This window comes from Parabacteroides sp. CH2-D42-20, from assembly GCF_003670185.1.
Classification (GTDB): Bacteria; Bacteroidota; Bacteroidia; order Bacteroidales; family Tannerellaceae; genus Parabacteroides; species Parabacteroides distasonis.
The window spans coordinates 1-18,678 of the sequence record NZ_RAYG01000003.1 but is presented as its reverse complement, the minus strand read 5'-3'; the positions used below and the strand labels follow the sequence as shown (position 1 = coordinate 18,678).

The following is an 18,678-nucleotide window of genomic DNA, read 5'->3' as shown; positions in this document are numbered from 1 at the left end:
TCACCTATCCTTTTTGTCGGTTATCAAATCCTTTAAATCCACTTGTAGTATCTCTGCTATCTCTTGTAAGGTCTCCAAATTAGGCTGAATCCGATTACATGCATAGGCATTTACCATACTGAAACTCTTATCAAGTTTCTTCGCCAACCATGTTTGAGAAATACCTTTTTCCAAAAGGACAGCCTTTATTCTATTCAGTTTCATTCTTTAATTTAATTTTGTAGAGCAAATATAGCGAATTATATTCGATAATCGGGATCGTTTTTGTACTTTTGTATCATACGTAGCTCAATTTTGGGCATAAAACTCAAAAAGAACAAATAAGATCATGCATATATTTGACGAATACTTAAATGATGAAAACGTAGATAAACGTGAACGTGCCAAACTTTGGCGAACATCTATTGGTTTACAGGCTGTTGATAATCTCACGGTTTCAGGCTTCCTTATTGAAATGGCACGTAAACATATAGAGGGAGAAATATCAATGGATGAAGTCAATAAAATGATAGAAGAGCATTACGCACAAAAACGACTAAGAAATGACTAAAATGCTCACATACAATATTGTTGCATTTCAGTTATTCGATATTTTCGAATGGCTAAAAGATCAGAATCATCACACTGATATAGTAAAAAGTTACACCGAATAAGTAATAACCCTCATAATAGTTTAGTTTATACTTCAATCGGGATGAATTTGTGCATTCATTGAGTTGACAGACTATCTGTCATCCTGAGCGCAGTCGAAGGATCTCCTCCCTTGCTCTTGCGTCGAGATGCACAAACAGATACCGAGAAAAGTATAAATATTGGTTAGCTCATCTATTCCCGAATAGGTATCTAAAAATTTAAATAAATATCAAAATGAGAATACCGGATGAAATAATTAGACAACTTCACGAAATTAACTGTGAAGATGCTGCCAAACGCTTTGGACTTGATGTCAAAAAACATATGGCTCATTGTTTTAAGCATAATGACCGTATTGCAAGTCTTGGCTTTAGAAATAATCATTGGAAATGCTTTTCATGCGATATAGGTGGAGACGCAATAACTTTTATTCAAGAAAAATTTTCAGTATCTTTCGTTGAGGCTTGTATAATTCTGGCTAATGAATATGGTGTTCACATCCCTTCTGTTGAAAGACGGTCTGCAAAATGGAAAGATTCTGTTATAAATCTACCACGAAGGGAATCAACTAATGACGTTTCACCTCTTTTCGATCGAGAGGTTGCTGAATTTATAATGGAACACACAACCCTGACAAAGGCCGGAATTAATTTTTTACGAAGTCAGAGAAACATTAAAAGTGATGTAATTGAGTTCTCCAAGATTCATTCTATTGATGGCGTGAATAGTTTAAAAGATATAATACAAGTTCGATTCGGAATAGATCGATTAAAAACAGCGAAGATTTTAACATCAAATGGAAAATATCTAACTATTGATGCACCCTCATTAATCATTCCTTACTATGATGAGAGTAATAATCTAATAAGTTTGCAGACTCGATATTTGGGAAAAGATAATCCAGATTTTCACATACCAAGATTTAAAAGAATATGTGGCTCATCAATTAGATTATATAACCTCCCTATTTTGAAATCAATGCAACATGGTGCAAGACTTTTTATTACTGAGGGCATAACTGACTGTTTAGCCATGTTATCAGTAGGTTATAATAGTGTAGCACTTCCTAGTGCGACTTCGTTACCAACTGAAGACCTTACCAAACTAAAAAGCTATAATCTTTATATGATAGCTGACCAAGATAAGGCAGGAAATGATGCTTTCATAAAGTTATATCGACTTATGCTCAGATTCGGGTGCGAAGTAAAAAGAATTAAACTTCCAAGCGGTGTTAAAGATTTTTGCGATTATTATCTAAAGACTACAAAGGATTAAACAATATGGAAAACATATACCCCAGCAATCTCGAACAAGTTTTATTTAAGGACTTGAATAGAGAGGTGTTATACAAATTGTTCATCAATAGTAATGCCCAATCAATGAATGTAGATGAGATAGGTATGATTGATGAAGAAGTACAGTCATCGCCTAAAGAGAGAGAGGTAAGACATAGAGTAGAGAAGCTATTATTCTTGAATTTATTGATGGATTATGATTTGGAAAATCAGATAGAGCGAAGGAAAAACGCCAAGTATGATTATATGAACGGCCTTCTTCTATACATTGCTTCGAATCATCATTTCAAATATGGGTTTGGATATTTTAAAGACAACATACAATCATTTGATAATATGCTTGGGCAATGGTGTAAATTCCTGAACGCAGTTATATCAGACATCAAGGTTCTTCCTATTATCAAACTGGACCAGCAGATCGCTGTTGAATTTGGAGAAATTCTTAATATTACGTTATCAAAGGATGTTATTTACAATGTGAATATTAACATGGATAACTTTGATAGGTTATTTAGAGAAATGCCCCCAAAATACGACTTTTGTATAAGAGTTGATAAGGGTACATTTGAGTGTGGCAAAAGCGATGGGAGCGGACTACAGAGCGACTTATATAAGGCATTCTCAGAGCTTAATCGATTAATACAGACATTATCGTCAAAATAAAATTAGTACACATAGAATTATGAGCACCAAATTAAGAGAACAAATACTATCAGAGGAGAATATCTATAAGGCAATTTTTGCTATGGAGTCATATATATCAGAGCGTGATTTGCTTAGCCCCGAAGATCTGGATACATTTCTTCGGCTAAGGGATAAATATGACTTTAATGGCATTGTTTCTGATACTATTGAAAAATGTAAGAAAACTCTAACCCAATTACTTGACGATGAAAATGAATTGCTAGAAGTCAATGTTTTCTTTAAAATCAAGAAACTGAGTTCCGAAGGAAATACAGTTGTGGAGTATCGCCCATTGCACACGGCTAGCCTCGTCAATCAGATTTGTATGGCATCAATGCTTATGCCTTTAATGTTTGACGATTCTAATGGGAAACGGAATCTATCGGAATTATCACGTATGCTACCTCATAATTTCTATGGTAATATTCCAAGTTGTAATATAGGTAGTATCTTTATGAATTGGACAGAGAAATACCGCCAATATTCTCAAATAGTAACGACTCGCTGTCGGGAATATTCCAAGACACGCGAATATGATAAAGAAATAAGTTTTGACCTTAAAGACTTTTTCCCATCTATCAATCCTTTGAAGATTCTGAATTTTATTTGGAATGCTGTTTCGAGTAAATATAAAAACGATACTGATAAAAAGTGTCTGAAGACCATTATATCTAAACTTCTATATTTTAAAATTTCCGAGGAGAACCTCCGGGAATGGAAAGATGTATATTATAAGGAACAACATAATAATGTAAAATCGGTTAACGGTTTCTATCCTGTCCGGGGAATAGCGCAAGGACTACCACAATCATACTTTTTTGGTAATTTATGCATGATAGAAGTCGCTGATTGTATGAGTCATGTCGATAAATTAATGGATTCAGACTCGTATTTCTATGTGGATGATTCAGTCGTATTTGCCAAAAACATTAATTCGGATTTATTTGGAGAATTAATCCAAAGACTCAATAATTCGGTTACTGAAGCCAAAAAAGATTGGGAGGAATATCCAGTTATAGGTCAGGATTTACTGTCACAAGCAATGGATATAAATTATAACATACAGTTTCATCCTAATGGAAAGAGTACAATTTGTGATATAAATGACTCTTTTAAAGGTATGGATGGTCTGTTTCTAGTTCAACGACCTGTGTCAATGGGCGGATGGATAAAGGGAAATATTGATGAAGTTGACGATAACGTTGCCTTGAAAAAGCTAACGGCTTTACAGGATGTCGTTAATCTTGAGATAAATAAACTCCGTTCGAAAAGAACTAAACTTGGAGATAATTCTTATGGTGAAGAACGACTTAAGTGGCTCAGACGACACAAACGATATTTTCTATTTAGACAAAGAAAACTGCAAATTCTTTTGAATGGGAAATATGATAAGGAGCTAAAAGCGAAGTTCTACGAAACATTCAAAATTGACGATGTTACATCTCAGGACAAGACTTCAAAAGAACTAATTAATGCTTTATTTGAGGTCTTTGAGGAAGAAATATTCAAATCTGAATTTGAGTTGATTCTAAGAGATATGCCTTTCAGTGAAAAAAAAGGTTTCTGCGCCAAAATTCAACAATATGATATCGCTCTGTCAAAATATAATTGCAGCACTCATAGGTCTGATAAATACTTGTATTACCATAGAATCAGTTCGATGTTATGCAGTGCAGATGTTGCCACTGTGGACGAATATGAATCCCTTTCGCGTGTTGTGCGAAGTGTACGTCCTTTCCGTAACTCTGAAAGATTTGTTGAGGCTATAAAGAATACATCTTATAATGCCAATGATGTGTGGGAATTGTTCCCATTCCTAAATTCAATCACAGGAGTGTCTGATTCCGGAAATCCATGTCTTAATTCAAAAACAGGATTTCCTTCTTGGTGCGAGTTTGTTTTCAGAAATTCAGAGAACTTCAGACGTAAAATTTTGAATTGCTGTTTCTCATTCGCTTGCAACATTCAATCTGGAGATAATCTATCAATTTTGAGGTCTGACATTAAGCCAATAAAATACTATGAGTTAAGAATTATTTCAATGCTCAGGAATTATCGTTTGAAAATTTGCGATTTCTTTGAGTTTGTGAGATCTCTTGATCCAAAAGATTTGAACGAGAGGATGGATATAGATCTCGGAATTCTTGAAGGGCTCGGTATATACCGGCAAAAGATTCAAGATCCTGAAAAGATTGACCGATTAATCCAAACACATAGACTTGTTAAAAGCCTTTGGCACAATGGTTCCAAATTCTTGAATGCTTATACATTACACAATCACGAACACGCTATCAATCTAATAAAGAATGTAGTTAGGCTCGTGAATAATGTGGATTTTTTGAATTTGAAGGCTAATGATTTCTTCTTGCTATTTAATGCGTGTTATCTACATGATATAAGCATGGTTATACATCCGAGTGTATCCTCGTTTAACGATTCTAATGTCAAGTCTGAACAATTAATCAGTAAGTGGCTTAATCGTATGTTGACATTTAACAAAAAAGTTGACAATGCCTATAAATCAAACAAATTCGCAATGGACGAGATTCATCGGATTAGGAAAGAGATGGGATTGTCTTTGATTGAGGTATTTCAAGATATTTTTGACTTCTTTGAGAACCGTGTGCGTGCACCTCACGCATATGAAAGTGCTATGTTTATCCGTCATTGGCAAGAAGATATGTTGTCTTTCCTATCAGAGCTTGAAGCTGAAACAATAGCTACAATATCCGATAGTCATGGATGGAATACAACAGATGTATATGAAATGAAATCTTCAGCGAAGGAAGAGTTAATCAGCTTGAAGTACATGATGATTCTCATACGTTTGGCAGACTTGCTCGACTTGGCAAATGATAGAATAGATTATTTCTTACTGAAGCAAAATCGTTCGCAGATGAGTCCGGTTTCACGATACCATTGGATTTCCCATCTGATAACTGAGCGATATGAATTGGATGTTGATTACGAAATCATTAATGAAAAGGAACTAACAGATCAACCTATCCAAGAACTGATACATCTTGATATTTTCTTAAATGCAGAGATTCTTGCAAATATAGAAGTGCATAAAGAGTGTTGCAGAGGATTTCAAGCAGAACTTACCAAACGTAGAAAAAATAAGATTCCAAAGAACGATACAGAATATAAATGCCTAGAATTTAAGGTAGGGAAAGATGATGAACCCTGCTGTTCAAATATGTGCAAACGAAATGGAGATTCTCATAGTTGCCCATTCATTTGTCTATGGATGAGCGACAAGCATTGGTGGTTATTCTCTGAGCTTGGCAAACTCAAACATTATCTGAATTCCGTCAATTCAAAACTGATAAAATCAGATATTTCAGTTAGATTTTTCTATAATAATACCCACAAACTTGACTCTGAGTTTTTTGACGATGTTAAGAATTATCTGAGTAGATAAGGTTATCGAAGTTTATTGCAAATCTTCGTGTTTGAAGCAGAAGCTGTTTCGTAATCAAGGAGCTTAGTCAATAAGTTATGAAATCAGGGACTGAACCTATATCATTCATGTATAGATTCAGTCCTCATTAAACTACTCCATTGATTCCCGAATAATCCGCAAAGTTTCTTTCTTATACTCCTTGCGATCATATTCAAATCCTCTACACATCCAACAGCTACACGGAGTACCTGTCGTTTTGTATACTTGTGCCCATTTGTCTTTTGCCAACTCAAACCAATGAGGGTGTTCATAATAGCTTCCATCCTCACGAATAATACAATGCCCATAAGCGGCATAAAGAACCATGCGAGCCTTAAACACACGAGCCATTTGTTGGCGTCTCCAAAATTTGTTTCTTTTGTCCATCATCTCTTTCTATTAAAGTTAGGATGAACAATGATGCTATTTTGGTTAGATTTAATGTATCCATAATAATTGTCTTATAAAATATGTTCAGTCAATACTATTCTTCTTCCTCCTCAAACCCTTCTGACGCATTAGCAATCAGTGCTTTTCCTATCTCCATCTGTAAATATTTAGGAAGACGAAGTAACTTTGTCATCAGCTGGCTATAAGTAAACTCAACTTTGGTATCAAATATAGGTTCTTCTTCAATGCTCGTATCAATTTTCTCAACGATTCCAGCCCCCTCTATAAAATCGGAAAAGTCTGGCTCCTCAGGCCAATTTTCTATCGTGCCGTCATAGTTGATTCTTAGGCGTATATAATCCCCACAATCATCCGCTTCCGGTATTAAACCATTAGGCACATAATCGGCAATTTTACATACCACCTTTTTGTCTTTATCAAGCAAGAAATAGGTTCCGCTATCGCATATCTTGGCTTGAAAATACAAACTTCCATACTCTTGCTTCCAATTCAAGAGCTTATGCGTTTTCAAGTCAATTATAGCTGACCACATCCCCTTAGATACCAAAGGGTACTTGTTTTCATAAAGTTCACCCAACCAATTATCGGTATAACTACACAAATCCTCTTTGTATGGGAGGTATATCATAAGGTAGTGAGCAACCTCGTTCAAATCTTGCTCTTTAATTCCAACTAATATCTGCTTTGCCATAATGTCTTTATTTATAATTAAATGGTAGTCAATAAACTTAAATCAACATCAGGAATGATAACATCCGCAAGCTTATCCTCAATAAGGAATCCCATATAAAGCGGAATGGTGAGTATATCTCCCTCACATCCTACATTATATTGTCCCAACTTAATTGCATTCTTGACATGATACACATCCTTGTTCTTCAGAACCGTAGTCATACTTTTTGCCTTTCCCGACTTTGCCTTGACTTCAAGGATAACGCATTCACCTTTGAATTTTACCAAAAAGTCCAACTCAAGCCCGCTATCTTTATGGAAGTAGTATAGCTTTTGCCCGGACTTGCATAAGAAATCAGCCATCAGATTCTCAAAGATAGCTCCTTTGTATCCAAGAAGATTCCCCTTCAAAATATCTGCCTGTATTCCATAATCAAGCATTGCCATAAGGATACCTATATCGGTAGTATATACCTTGAAACACTCTTTAATAGAATTACCTTCTAACGGCAGTTCTGTAATCTGCGTGTTATAGCATCTACGGACTATCCCGGCATCCTCCAACCATTGGATGCTACCGATGTATTGCGAAGCCCTTCCACCCTTCTTGACGATGGAATACTGGAATTTCTTGTTCTCTTTGGCTAATTGTTTCGGAATAGATTCAAAACATTCTCGGATGTTAGGTTTGTCCGCATCATCCGCATATTTAACCATATCCTCTTCGTACTCGGCAATAAGATTGCGCTGCGCCTTATATATAAGTTCGATATTCTTGGTTTCAAGAAAGCAGTTCACCACTTCCGGCAGACCTCCGACTATGACATACCTATACAACAGCTCCATCATTGCCTTGTGAATTCCATCGGGAACAGCCTTTTCGTTTTCAAAGCATGATTTGACCGCATCAATAACCGCGTCGCTAATTCCATTTGCCCATAGAAATTCCTCAAAGTCCAACGGATACATATCTATCACGGTTTCATATCCGACAGGAACAGAATCTTGCCCCTCTTCTTCGTTTTTCTTCTTGCTTTTGCCGTAGTCTTTCACTCCCAAAAGAGAACCTGTAACAATAACATCGAAACGCCCGTCTATATGAAATGACTTCAAGGCAGTCTTTGCCTCCTTGCACTCCTGAATCTCATCAAGGATAATGCAGGTTTTCCCCTCAATGAAACGACTACCTTGAATTAAAGCAGAGAGGTTGAGAATAATGGTATCAACATCTATATTGCCCGTAAAAGCAGACTTCTTATCCGGTTCAAGTATGAAGTTCATATAGACCACACTCTCATAATTCTCTCTTGCGAACTTTTGGACAATGTATGTCTTTCCACATTAGCGGATACCTTTTATTACAAGGGGCTTTCTGTCCTCAGACTCTTTCCACTTAGCTAACTATGTTTCTATTTTCCTTTTAAGCATAGCGCAATCATATTCTTCCAATGGCAAAGTTACACTTTTTCAAGTGAATAACCTTCAAAATAGTACATTTTTTCAAACGAATAAATCATATATAGCTACATTTTTTCAAGTCAATCACATTTTTTTGTGCAAAAATCTGGTGTAAACCACAGAAATCCCAAGAAAACCACTACCTTTGCATACAACAAGCGTTCTGTAACATACCTGAGGAAATGTCCTATCATTCAGTTCCTTGTATCTGATAGCGGACATCCACAAAAGGGCTGAAAAGAGGCGGTACAACACGTATATACAAAACCGTGAAATACAACGGTTTGCATTTGTTCCCACATTCTGTGTATTTGTCAAAACAGAGGTTGTACCGATTAAAATGAATGGTCACTGATAATCAATGATGTAAATATGCTGTATCGGGAAATAGGATACACAAATCACTGATAATCAATTTATTACAAATAGAGCCACAAAGAAGATGTATACAATAAAATGCTTTTAATCAGCACATTAACAACATTAAACAATAATATATAACTCCATTTTTGTTGCTATTTTGTTGCTCGGAAATATTTGAGCAACAAGAGCAACAAATTTTATATAAAACTAAAAGCATAATTTTATCAAAACACGCTATATGGGAACAAAGAAAAGGACGCTAATGGAAATATTCAATAACCCTGAAAGTATGACTGAAGAAGAAAAAGAGGGTATGGCAAAGTTGTTCGAATCGTTCAAAGAATTGGTAAAATCATGTGAGCCATATAGTAATATCGAGCCTGTCCTAAAAAATACTGCAAGCACATTATCAGAGCGTTTTTATCAAGAACATTTTATCATGTCTGCTATATTGGAGGCTTTTTTCTTTAAGAATGAGATTTCATTTAAAGAACTTAATGAAACCATTGTTAACTATGTTCCCAAAGGATTCATCTGGGATATATCCGTAGCCCGAATAAATCTTGTTATTTCAAAAATGATTAGATTAGGATTAGTTGAAGCCATCGAAACAGATAATAAATATGCTCCTAATTTTAAGATTACAGATGATGGCATAAAAGCATATCAAGAACACACATTCCAAACATTAGCAACCTCATCATTTTTCAACTATCAAACCTACCAACTAAACAAAAAGGCAGATAGAATGTCGAAATTAATGCTCGCAGCAACTATTGCATCTGTATTAGTCGCTATTCTGTCTGTAATAGTAACAATTTGGGTAGCTAGAAAATAACTTTGTAGAGATTACTTAAAATAGGCACATTTTTTTGTTGCTGGTTTGTTGCTCAAGAAAGCACATTTACGCAATAACAGTTTATTACACAGTAATATAGCTATAAAATTTTCAAATCTTGCATCGGGAAATGATGGCTTGGAAATAGCCGTAACCAACTATAATCATTTAGAACAAAGTATCTGTATTACAGCGACTTTTATATTTTAACACTTTCCGATCCGTATTTGGAAGTAACGGTTTTTATCCATATTTTTCTATCATATTTCTATCGCGACGGAAATTCACGGTTAGCCCGAATGTCACAGTAACGCATTAGTTGACGTGTGTTGACAAAAATCGGGAGAAATAAGGCGAAATTACCGCCAATGTAAACGAGGAAAATATGGAAGTAAGAAAGATTTGCCAATGGTGTGGAAAGCCATTTATAGCTCAAAAGACAACGACTTGCTATTGTAGTCATCAGTGCTCCAATCTTGGCTACAAAGAATGCATCCGGGAATGCAAGCGGCAGTTGAAACGCTCGCAAGAGTTGCTACAACCTCGGCAAGCCGCCGAGGGACAGGATTTCTTCTCTTTTGCCCAAGCAGCAAAGTTGATGGGCGTAACCAGACAATATATATATAAATTGGTAAAGGAATCCAAACTTCGGGCTTCACGCATCAGTGGTAAGAAGTCGCTCATTCGTCGTGCTGACATCGAACTAATGATGAAAACCAAACCATATGAGCGCATCATGCCTGAAGAGGACTTCGACATCACCGAGTATTACACTGCTGAAGAAATTGCAGAGAAATATAAGGTCAACGCCAAATGGGTGTGGACTTATACACGGCAGCACAAAGTTCCGAAGGTACGAATCCGCCAGTTCAACTATTATAGCAAAAAACATATCGATGCTGCCTTTGCCAAATACGAGGTGGATTCCGACCTGACCGAATGGTACACACTGGAAGATATTCAGGGGAAGTACGGCATGACATGCGTCGCCATCCGTTCGCAGGTGTATCGGAACAATATCCCATCCAAGAAAGAACACGGACAAATCTATTATTCCAAGCTCCATTTCGACCTATCTAAAACATCGGAACAAGAAAGCAAAGCGGAATACTGTACCGTCAAGGAGGCTATGGAAAAATTCAAACTCTCCCGTGACTCTGTTTACGGCATTCTGCAATTCCATCAGATCAACTGCGAGAAGAACGGACGGTTCGTCCGATTCCTAAAAGTAGAGTTTGACAGGGTTATGGGTGTTCACAAATAATCTAATTTGTCGCTATCCATTAATTATTCAAAAATTAATCTCTGCTGTAGGTAATCTGCATGATTACATTACAGAGTTTCGCCAACGAATTAATAATAACCATAAAAATATAACATTATGCATGAATGTAAGACCGTGACATTAAGGACACGTCCGCTAAAAGGCAGGATGATGTCTTTCTATCTAGATTATTATCCTAGGTATCGAGACAAAGAGACAATGAAAGTTATTCGTCATGAATCGCTTGGTATCTATGTCTATGCCAATCCGAGAAACAAACGGGAACAGAGTAAGTTCTTTATTTATCATTTTTTTTGCCATCTAATAACTCTATCAAATAGTGATTACCCCTCTATTTCATTAACTCGACAACATTTTCAGGAAGCATTGCATTCCCAGCATCATCTTTCGGAGCGTTCTTAAGGAACAGCATTGGAACGATGGTGTAATTCTTGGCAAATGGTAACAGATTAGCTTTGCGGAGAAGTTCAGCTGTCAGTTGTTTGCCATTCTCTTGTGTTGTCCATTTACATTCGCCAACCAGCAGATACTTTTTATCAAGCGATTCAGCCATTACATCGAATTCGACCTGTTCAGGTTTCTTATCCTCATTGAGAACAGAACCCCACCAGCGTTTTGCCTTGCCATAAACCACTCTATTGACAAGATTTCCTGTCACAGCATCCCTACATAATTTTTCCCATTGCATACTCACATACTCCGAGAAATGAGCAGTCAAAGCCTGTTCTATTGGCAAACGACGACCAAGCTCTATGAATGAACGATTAGGAACGACAAACTGATAATAAAATGCCATAAACGGATCGGCTATCTTGTAAAGACTCTTTTTCGCATTCTTTTCATCAATCCCGAACGGAACATCTTTCTCCAAAAATCCGAGATCAATGAGTTTCTTCAATGGACGCGATAGGTTGGTTGCAGGCTCATTGCATCTTGCGGCAATCTCAGAAAGCCGGTTTGCGCCAGTACCGATATAAGACATTATCGTCGAAGTCTTAACAATATCCTTTACATCGTCCTGAAAAAGTTTTATAGGTTCTTCGTAAAGAGTTCCATTTACAGAAAGGATATTGTGCCACAAGGCATCATTAAGTGAATTTTGGTTTTCCCTTAGTTCCCAATAACGCGGCACACCTCCCCAAACAGCATATTCTTCAATGGTATTCATCGCATCAAAGCTCAAAGCCTCTTGAATATATGGCAAACGTATCGGTGCAAGTTTCATGATCTCATCAGCACGGCCATAGAGAGGTGCAGTAGAATCAAGAAACAACCCATACATCATATTCTGCGATGAACCACAAAGCACAAGATTATACTTCAACTGCTTTTCATCAACCAGCTTTTGCAGCACAGATGGCAGTTCAGAAGATTGCTCTACAAGATACGGAAACTCATCCAAGCATAAAGTAAAATGCTTGTCTGTTCGATAATTGACTGCACGAAACATAGATTCCCAATCTGGATATGTCAGTTTGTCGAAATCTGGAAACACTTGTGCTATTACTTTTGCAAGCAATGCTCTCTGATGTTGCCCTTCAGAACGATCAGCGAGAAAATAAACATCATTGTCCGACAACACCCTTTTAATAAGCGTTGATTTACCCAGTCGTCTACGACCGTACATCACGACTAACGAGGACTTCTCCCTCACAAGAGCATCCTTCAGTCGTGCTGCTTCATCTATTCTATCAACGAATTTCATACACCTTATTTATTATGCATTACAAACATAATGTTTCTGTAGCATAATACAAAATTTTAAGCTGTATTTTTTATCCTGATAGAGTCATTATCGACTTATATGCAGGAAAAAGTGAGTTTTATCCCTTTTTCGAGGCTCTTTTCCTTGTCTTCAAAATCAAATCCTGTAATGTTTTCCCTAGTTTGTCTTCTTTGGCCAACCACAGAATATCATCGTCAAGCTGTAAAGCATACAACACACGCAAATATATTCCGATTGCCACTATCGGCGCACCTTTCTCTATTCGTGATACAGTCAACGGAGAACAGGTAGCACGTTCTGCCACCTGAGCCACGCTTAGGTTCCTACGCAAGCGAGCCAATTTTATCTGCTCTACCACTACTGACATCTTTTGCTCTAATTTTCGAGGTAATTTAGTCCCCATTGTATTCTTTGCCATATCAACACATCATATAATATGTAAAAATATTACTTTTTATTTATTTATTGTATATGAAAAATCGCATCAAAGCCAAATAATCGGTCATAGACATAGCCATTTGGAACAGAATCTTAAAATTAAATGCCATCATATTATTCGTAAGCAACGTATACATCTATTGACAAATAAAATACTATTTATCAATAGATGTAAACTAACTCTCCTTACAGTGTCTGTTTAATCTAAAAAAGGGAAGAAAAGAATATCCAGACATCAATCCGGTTGTTGCTTATCAAGTCCCCATAGTCACTCGCAAAGGCACTGTTCAGCACCAAATCTTTGTGACAAGGTGCAACTACCTGAAAAGTGGGCATAGGTGCAGATCACTCATGTATTGTATTCTCATTTCTTTGATAGTTCAACCTGTTTCTCTATGATTGCCTTTACCCGTGCGAATGAAACCGGAGTGAAGTCGTTATTGTCAACTCCCACATCATATTGTGTATAGAAAAGCATTTGAAGGCGAGGCTTATCTTTTCCGGTGTTATTCCTGCTTGTATGCACATGGCCGAAAAGCTGCCAGGTATCATCGTATGAGCCGCTATAGCAAAGGAACGGGCAATGATTCAGATAAATCTTCTGTTTATCCACCTCGATGTACATCTGCATCGTGATCAGTTCGAAATATTTTGTATAATTCTGCCTCAAGTTCTTCATGTCATGATTACCGGCTATGAGATAGATTTTCCCATTCAACCTTTTGAGTATCTTTGTCCATTCAGCAGAGCCACCAAGACAGAAGTCGCCAAGATGAAATACGATATTATCCGGACCGACCACACGGTTCCAGTTGGCAATAAGTGTTTCATTCATGTGTTCTACATCCTTGAATGGTCTGCTACAGAACCTGATGATATTGGTATGATTGAAGTGGGTATCGGATGTAAAGAACACCCCGCTTCCGTTGAATTTGTAATCCATAATCTTCTTTTTTTATGCACATCACTGCGCTGGTTAATAAAACTGAAGTTTTCAATACCCATGGACGGAAATGACGGAGTAGAGCGCATAATGCGAACGTCACCAATGGGCAAAAACAAAGCCGTTGAAAAATTTAGTAAGGACTTTTCAACGGCTTCAATTTATCTTTTTAATAGGAATACCTGCATCTAATGTACTCCTACCTGTCTATAAAACGTTCGCTGGAAAGTGTTTTTGAATTTACCGAATGACCCAATGCCTAAAGTATGAACATACGACATACGCTCAAAGCATACTGTGCTTCGACATAATGTGTTTACTAATATGTTCACTCTATTCTGCAGCATTGTAATTTGCTAATTGTTTTTATTCAATTGTGAGTGCAAAAATACTGAATTTTCTTGAGAACCAATTAACTATTCGCTAACTTTTTGAATGACCTGTCTAGTTGCTGTATTCTTTCGAACTTTTCTCATAAGGTTACTGATTATAGGTTAGGAACTGCACCAAATTTACCGAACTTGTATGCTTTTTGGAGAGAACTGATTCTATTCAATCCTTTGAAATCTGTCAGAGGATAAAGCACACTTGATCCATCTGTATTCTTATTCCGTAAACCAGATATTATCTTTTCTAAGCAAATCTTCCCCTCTGTACGAAAGCGCAAAGGGGAAGATGTTTAATTACTTTCTCATCAATTTCTCAACTCCTTGCCAATCATATCCCCAGTAAACTTTACCGTCACCGGCAAAGTTCCAAACATTCATCACTTCACGAAGCCTGCAAGGGGGGTCCTTACCTACACGAATATATTGCTTGGACTTACTACGGAAAAGACGATTGCACATTTGTTTGTCTTTCTTTTGTGATTTACAGCACGCAATGGTACTGGCAGGAGTTTTCTTTCTACTTCTACTCATTGTTTGTAAGATTTTTGAGCCTATAACGGTGTACGGCTCTATTAAACACTTACAAACCATCAAGAATTGTTTTACCTTTCAACATCTTTTCTTCCTTTTCATTAAACATCTAATATTCTGATTCTTTGATAATACGCAAAGTCTCTTGCTTATATCCTTTGCGGTCGTACTCCTCCCCTCTACACATCCAACAACTACATGGAGTTCCCGTAGTTTTATAAACCTGCGCCCATTTATCCTTTGCCAATTCAAACCAATGAGGATGCTCATAACAACTACCATCTGCACGAATAATGCAAAATTACGATAAATATTGGCAATTATATCAGATGGGGTATATTATCATAATAAACAAAGATTGAAATAAAGCAATTCCAATAAAAGCATTACCTTTGTAAACAACAAGCATTCTGTAACATCCATGCAAAAAAGTAACTGCAACAACTGCCCCCTAAGGAAAAAATACGATAAAAGCCCTCAGTCATTAATGGGACGCTTTTGGCGTTGGCACATAAACTTCTGCCCAGGCTGGAAAGGATATTTCAAATCTCTTTCGCCTGACGAGCAAAACGAGATTAGAAAGAAGTATAACTTCGATAAATACAATAAATAATGAAAAAAGAAATTCTATTCGTCTTGTTAAAAGACTTTGCCGATTGGGAAGGGGCTTATATCGCTCCCAACCTCAATTTAGGTGTTGAGCCCGGAAGTGAAAGCAAATATATAGTTAAAACCGTATCTGTCAGGAAAGAGCCGGTTGTATCGATCGGAGGGTTCAAGGTGCTCCCCGACTATGGGATCCATGACATTCCGGCCGATTATGCAGGGATCGTATTAATAGGTGGCATGAGCTGGTTCACTCCGGAAGCCGAAACCATTGTCCCTCTGGTTAAAGAGGCCATAGAGAAGAAGAGGCTGGTAGCCGGAATTTGTAACGCCTCCGTCTTTCTTGGCAGGCACGGTTTCTTGAACCATGTAAATCATACCAGTAACGGATTGGATTACCTCAAACAATTCGCTGGGACAAATTATACAGGTGAAAGTCTTTATATAAATGAACCAGCCGTCAGAGCCGGGAACATTATTACCGCCAACGGATTTGCCACTCTGGAGTTCTGTCGTGAAATACTCTATGCGCTGGAGGCAGACTCTTCCCAAAAGATAGAGAGAAGCTATCGAATGAACAAAACAGGTGTTTGGGAAGATCCAGAAGTGGGATAAATTATTATCGCGGTTTATAGCTGAAAGCCGGGGATGTATCCCATAAGATGTGTATGAATTTAAATAATACGAAATCATCTACCACATCTACCATTGCCCTTAAAAGTTCCTTGCTATAAATCACTTATCTAATGGTGGTAGATAATAAACATCTACCACCAACAACTTACATCTACCACCATTTACTACTTTTCGACCACTAAATACAACCGTCCCCTACTCGCTAACTGCGTCTTAAGCCCTATCTTTTTCAAGAAGCGACCAAAGACGGAGACATTGCTCATCGGAAGTTTTACGCCGCTCTTTTTTTGCAGCGATAGGTAGATCTCTCCGGCAGAGATCTTCAAACCTTCCTCCTTATGCGAAGCAGGACGATAATATTGAAAAAACAGATCCTCGAACAAAGGACGTTGTTGAAACGCCTCGTTCGCTTGCATCTGCGAGACCTCTTCCTCATGCGTCAGCCAATAACGCTCGTTATTATTCAAGGCGGCAACCGCTTGCGCATAGAGCTGGAGATAATCGATAGGCTGGGCATTGTCTATCATCCCTTTCACCTCGATACAAATGAAACGGCGGCTGCCGGAAGGATCGCCCAGCAAATCCGTATGGTTGCTCGTAGCGATAAAGGAAGCGTAACGTTTCACCGATTCCACCTGCGTAGCATGAGGCTTGCGTACATTTACGACCGGCTTCTGCAACAGATGCTTCAAGAAGCCTTGATGCCTCGCGCTCACTTGGTCGAACTCATCAATATTGATCAATCCGAAACGGGTAAGATACAGCTCGGCATCCCGCTTCTTGCTGAAATCGATGCTGTCCGTGTAATACTTATTCAAGTCCGGTGGCAACAGGTTGAAGCAGAACGTGGACTTCCCGCACCCCTGCCCGCCCACCAAGAGCGGGGAAAGGCTGTTGCCATGCTGTTTGTCACGTCCCTGCCAGTGCGCTACCATCGACAGGAACCAAGTGTAAAACAACTGTTCCCACCGTACGTTGTCGCAAGGGATGCGTGCGGCCAGCGGACGGATGCGATCCTTGCCATCCCACACGGGCAAGCGGGTCAAATAGTCCTCGATAGGCGCATAGTCCGGGATGCGATCTGAAAAGACAAAACGCCGTACATCCCTGTCCCATAGCTGCAATCCTTCTTTCTGGGCATTTAGGGCGATACTGTTCAGCACACGATCCGTCACGGGGCGATAGTCAAAACAGAAGGTGTTTTTCTCCCGATATTCCGGTCCGCCGGACATCAGATTGTACCGGAAATCGTAACGACGGTTCATAAACTCCTCCATTTTCAAGCTCTGTAGCTGCTCCGGCTTGTAAAGGGACGTACTGCCAAAATCAGAATCGGAAGCTAAGCGGTAAGACTGCCTCAAGGTCTCCCGGATCTCCACTTCCGAGATCAGATTCCCCAGATAGAGCATCGTCCACTTCACACAATCCTCCTCTTCTACCCCCGCCGCGAAACAAAGTCTTCCAAGAGTGACCAACAAAGGTTTGAAGTCCACCTTTATGCTCAAACTTCCATGTTCCTCCAAAGCCCGCTGCAAAGCGAATTCATATTGGATGGCAACGTAACGGTATTGGTCATAAAGCGTCTGTCCGGCACTCTCTACCGGTACCGGCACCCGTTTTTCGAACCGTTCCTGGTAGGCGCTTTCGTCGGGCATAGCCACAGGCTGCTCCAAATGAATGGAAAGGGCATCCGGATTGTAATACACATCGGCATCATAACTGAGGCGGCAACCCATCTCCAGCACCGGACGTTTCAGCTCGATGGGATAAGAAAGGCGAGGCTCATACGTCTTGAGCGCATGTCGGTAAGCGTGCGCATGAAAAACCTCGGCATCCGTACACGAACGGGGAAGCGACCCGTCGGGATAGGTATAAGCCACCACGAACTTCACGCTCCGTCCGCTAGAGCCGATCATAGCGAACAGTGTCTGCGGATATTCCACTATTTTTTGTTTCAAGGACAAAGCCTCTTCTATGCTCTTCAATCGATTGATCTCCAGCAAAATCCAGCCATTATACTCCTTCAACTCGCCTTTTCGAAAAGTTCCGGCAAAGAGCAACTGAGGTAATTTCCGGGTAAACGGATACCGTTTGTCGGGATAAGCCCGCCTTAATTTCTCTCGAAAGAGCGCAAGCTTATCCCTCGTCCGCTCATCCTTTACCCATGCCACGATCTCCTCCATACGCATCGCCCGTTGTGCGACGGTATGTCGATAGGCTGTTTGCTTGGTTATTTTCATGTCTAATATTGTCTTATACTGATATAGGTAGACACATTCAATAACAATAAAATGTGTAATTATTATGCGCAAAAAACATGAGCAT

General features: G+C 38.6%; 17 protein-coding genes and 3 pseudogenes. 8 read left to right on the top strand and 12 right to left on the bottom strand.

Annotation, left to right across the window (positions count from 1 at the left end; translation table 11 throughout):
• On the bottom strand, window positions 1-204 hold the full coding sequence (locus D7V92_RS03005) for a helix-turn-helix domain-containing protein (protein ID WP_032539496.1): 204 nt from the start codon (window positions 202-204) through the stop codon (window positions 1-3).
• Between the two features lie 124 nt (window positions 205-328).
• Between D7V92_RS03005 and D7V92_RS03000 the strand changes: the two genes are divergently transcribed.
• From D7V92_RS03000 to D7V92_RS02985, 4 genes are all read left to right on the top strand, one after another.
• Window positions 329-550, top strand: a complete 222-nt coding sequence (locus tag D7V92_RS03000) for an antitoxin VbhA family protein (RefSeq protein WP_121772242.1) — start codon at window positions 329-331, stop codon at window positions 548-550.
• Between the two features lie 317 nt (window positions 551-867).
• Window positions 868-1,908 (top strand): CHC2 zinc finger domain-containing protein, encoded by a 1,041-nt coding sequence (locus D7V92_RS02995; protein ID WP_032539497.1) that lies wholly within the window; start codon window positions 868-870, stop codon window positions 1,906-1,908.
• 5 nt (window positions 1,909-1,913) lie between these two features.
• The gene (locus D7V92_RS02990) at window positions 1,914-2,591 is read left to right on the top strand and encodes a hypothetical protein (RefSeq protein ID WP_032539499.1); all 678 of its coding nucleotides are present in this window, start codon (window positions 1,914-1,916) and stop codon (window positions 2,589-2,591) included.
• Window positions 2,592-2,610: 19 nt separating this feature from the next.
• The gene (locus tag D7V92_RS02985; RefSeq protein WP_121772241.1) at window positions 2,611-6,036 is read left to right on the top strand and encodes a hypothetical protein; all 3,426 of its coding nucleotides are present in this window, start codon (window positions 2,611-2,613) and stop codon (window positions 6,034-6,036) included.
• A gap of 132 nt (window positions 6,037-6,168) precedes the next feature.
• Here D7V92_RS02985 and D7V92_RS02980 read toward each other — a convergent pair whose 3' ends face one another.
• From D7V92_RS02980 to D7V92_RS22660, 4 genes and pseudogenes are all read right to left on the bottom strand, one after another.
• Window positions 6,169-6,444: a hypothetical protein gene (locus D7V92_RS02980; protein ID WP_032539556.1), complete on the bottom strand. Its 276-nt coding sequence runs from the start codon at window positions 6,442-6,444 to the stop codon at window positions 6,169-6,171.
• 97 nt (window positions 6,445-6,541) lie between these two features.
• Window positions 6,542-7,159 (bottom strand): hypothetical protein, encoded by a 618-nt coding sequence (locus D7V92_RS02975; RefSeq protein ID WP_032539502.1) that lies wholly within the window; start codon window positions 7,157-7,159, stop codon window positions 6,542-6,544.
• Between the two features lie 17 nt (window positions 7,160-7,176).
• The gene (locus D7V92_RS22665) at window positions 7,177-8,118 is read right to left on the bottom strand and encodes an ATP-binding protein (protein ID WP_370035848.1); all 942 of its coding nucleotides are present in this window, start codon (window positions 8,116-8,118) and stop codon (window positions 7,177-7,179) included.
• Window positions 8,092-8,469 (bottom strand): annotated as a pseudogene (locus D7V92_RS22660) (AAA family ATPase); the annotation flags it as partial. The gene D7V92_RS22665 and the pseudogene D7V92_RS22660, both read right to left, overlap by 27 nt.
• 730 nt (window positions 8,470-9,199) lie before the next feature.
• Between D7V92_RS22660 and D7V92_RS02960 the strand changes: the two are divergent.
• From D7V92_RS02960 to D7V92_RS02950, 3 genes and pseudogenes are all read left to right on the top strand, one after another.
• Window positions 9,200-9,799: a hypothetical protein gene (locus tag D7V92_RS02960; protein ID WP_036633165.1), complete on the top strand. Its 600-nt coding sequence runs from the start codon at window positions 9,200-9,202 to the stop codon at window positions 9,797-9,799.
• A gap of 385 nt (window positions 9,800-10,184) precedes the next feature.
• On the top strand, window positions 10,185-11,063 hold the full coding sequence (locus D7V92_RS02955) for a helix-turn-helix domain-containing protein (RefSeq protein WP_121772240.1): 879 nt from the start codon (window positions 10,185-10,187) through the stop codon (window positions 11,061-11,063).
• Between the two features lie 117 nt (window positions 11,064-11,180).
• A pseudogene (locus D7V92_RS02950) lies at window positions 11,181-11,354 on the top strand (site-specific integrase); the annotation flags it as partial.
• A gap of 61 nt (window positions 11,355-11,415) precedes the next feature.
• Here the strand turns inward: D7V92_RS02950 and D7V92_RS02945 are convergent.
• From D7V92_RS02945 to D7V92_RS22370, 6 genes and pseudogenes are all read right to left on the bottom strand, one after another.
• Window positions 11,416-12,789: an ATP-binding protein gene (locus tag D7V92_RS02945; protein WP_008778614.1), complete on the bottom strand. Its 1,374-nt coding sequence runs from the start codon at window positions 12,787-12,789 to the stop codon at window positions 11,416-11,418.
• Window positions 12,790-12,907: 118 nt separating this feature from the next.
• Complete coding sequence (locus D7V92_RS02940) at window positions 12,908-13,228, bottom strand: helix-turn-helix domain-containing protein (RefSeq protein ID WP_036617556.1); 321 nt, start codon at window positions 13,226-13,228, stop codon at window positions 12,908-12,910.
• 384 nt (window positions 13,229-13,612) lie between these two features.
• On the bottom strand, window positions 13,613-14,191 hold the full coding sequence (locus tag D7V92_RS02935; RefSeq protein ID WP_121772239.1) for a metallophosphoesterase: 579 nt from the start codon (window positions 14,189-14,191) through the stop codon (window positions 13,613-13,615).
• Window positions 14,192-14,678: 487 nt separating this feature from the next.
• A pseudogene (locus D7V92_RS02930) lies at window positions 14,679-14,838 on the bottom strand (ATP/GTP-binding protein); the annotation flags it as partial.
• A 36-nt stretch (window positions 14,839-14,874) separates the two neighbouring features.
• A complete protein-coding gene (locus D7V92_RS02925; protein WP_233572778.1) occupies window positions 14,875-15,111 on the bottom strand; it encodes a hypothetical protein in 237 nt (78 codons plus the stop codon).
• Window positions 15,112-15,220: 109 nt separating this feature from the next.
• The gene (locus D7V92_RS22370; RefSeq protein WP_233572781.1) at window positions 15,221-15,406 is read right to left on the bottom strand and encodes a hypothetical protein; all 186 of its coding nucleotides are present in this window, start codon (window positions 15,404-15,406) and stop codon (window positions 15,221-15,223) included.
• A 317-nt stretch (window positions 15,407-15,723) separates the two neighbouring features.
• On the opposite strand from D7V92_RS22370, the gene D7V92_RS02915 reads away from it, so the two are divergent.
• Window positions 15,724-16,332: a type 1 glutamine amidotransferase family protein gene (locus tag D7V92_RS02915; RefSeq protein WP_121772237.1), complete on the top strand. Its 609-nt coding sequence runs from the start codon at window positions 15,724-15,726 to the stop codon at window positions 16,330-16,332.
• Window positions 16,333-16,517: 185 nt separating this feature from the next.
• On the opposite strand, the gene D7V92_RS02910 is transcribed toward D7V92_RS02915, so the two are convergent.
• Window positions 16,518-18,593 carry a BT4734/BF3469 family protein gene (locus D7V92_RS02910; RefSeq protein ID WP_087346596.1) on the bottom strand — a complete coding sequence of 692 codons (2,076 nt, stop codon included), beginning with the start codon at window positions 18,591-18,593 and terminating at the stop codon, window positions 16,518-16,520.
• Window positions 18,594-18,678 lie beyond the last annotated feature (85 nt).

Excerpts from the sequence above, each read along its gene's own strand:
- D7V92_RS03005 (WP_032539496.1), bottom strand. The coding sequence starts at position 204 with ATGAAACTGAATAGAATAAAGGCTGTCCTTTTGGAAAAAGGTATTTCT.
- D7V92_RS03000 (WP_121772242.1), top strand. The coding sequence starts at position 329 with ATGCATATATTTGACGAATACTTAAATGATGAAAACGTAGATAAACGT.
- D7V92_RS02995 (WP_032539497.1), top strand. The coding sequence starts at position 868 with ATGAGAATACCGGATGAAATAATTAGACAACTTCACGAAATTAACTGT.
- D7V92_RS02990 (WP_032539499.1), top strand. The coding sequence starts at position 1,914 with ATGGAAAACATATACCCCAGCAATCTCGAACAAGTTTTATTTAAGGAC.
- D7V92_RS02985 (WP_121772241.1), top strand. The coding sequence starts at position 2,611 with ATGAGCACCAAATTAAGAGAACAAATACTATCAGAGGAGAATATCTAT.
- D7V92_RS02980 (WP_032539556.1), bottom strand. The coding sequence starts at position 6,444 with ATGGACAAAAGAAACAAATTTTGGAGACGCCAACAAATGGCTCGTGTG.
- D7V92_RS02975 (WP_032539502.1), bottom strand. The coding sequence starts at position 7,159 with ATGGCAAAGCAGATATTAGTTGGAATTAAAGAGCAAGATTTGAACGAG.
- D7V92_RS02960 (WP_036633165.1), top strand. The coding sequence starts at position 9,200 with ATGGGAACAAAGAAAAGGACGCTAATGGAAATATTCAATAACCCTGAA.
- D7V92_RS02955 (WP_121772240.1), top strand. The coding sequence starts at position 10,185 with ATGGAAGTAAGAAAGATTTGCCAATGGTGTGGAAAGCCATTTATAGCT.
- D7V92_RS02945 (WP_008778614.1), bottom strand. The coding sequence starts at position 12,789 with ATGAAATTCGTTGATAGAATAGATGAAGCAGCACGACTGAAGGATGCT.
- D7V92_RS02940 (WP_036617556.1), bottom strand. The coding sequence starts at position 13,228 with ATGGCAAAGAATACAATGGGGACTAAATTACCTCGAAAATTAGAGCAA.
- D7V92_RS02935 (WP_121772239.1), bottom strand. The coding sequence starts at position 14,191 with ATGGATTACAAATTCAACGGAAGCGGGGTGTTCTTTACATCCGATACC.
- D7V92_RS02925 (WP_233572778.1), bottom strand. The coding sequence starts at position 15,111 with ATGAGTAGAAGTAGAAAGAAAACTCCTGCCAGTACCATTGCGTGCTGT.
- D7V92_RS02915 (WP_121772237.1), top strand. The coding sequence starts at position 15,724 with ATGAAAAAAGAAATTCTATTCGTCTTGTTAAAAGACTTTGCCGATTGG.
- D7V92_RS02910 (WP_087346596.1), bottom strand. The coding sequence starts at position 18,593 with ATGAAAATAACCAAGCAAACAGCCTATCGACATACCGTCGCACAACGG.